Origin of the sequence: Natrialba sp. PRR66, from assembly GCF_034808065.1 — an archaeon.
Classification (GTDB): Archaea; Halobacteriota; Halobacteria; order Halobacteriales; family Natrialbaceae; genus Natrialba; species Natrialba aegyptia.
Genome location: NZ_JAXHGN010000257.1, coordinates 1 through 238 on the forward strand (window position 1 = coordinate 1; position 238 = coordinate 238).

General features: G+C 60.1%; 1 pseudogene. It reads right to left on the reverse strand.

From position 1 onward, the window contains the following. Nucleotides 1-238: pseudogene (locus SM755_RS24160) on the reverse strand (hypothetical protein); the annotation flags it as partial.

Sequence of the window (238 nt, forward strand, 5' to 3'; positions counted from 1 at the left end):
GTGGATGAGTTCGATCAGGGGAGTCAGGAAACCGTCGTACCCGCGGATAGTGTTAATTTGAAGCACGATGGCGTCAAGCAGATCGGAGGGTACGGGCTTGGACGTGGTGAGGTGGCCGTCGTCGAAGATGCGGAGCATCACGTCGCGCTCGTCGCCGGGGTCTGCGCCAGGATGATCGACGTAGAACTTGATCTTCCTGATGTGGCCGGCCTCGTCGGCGGCACGGATGACATCAGTG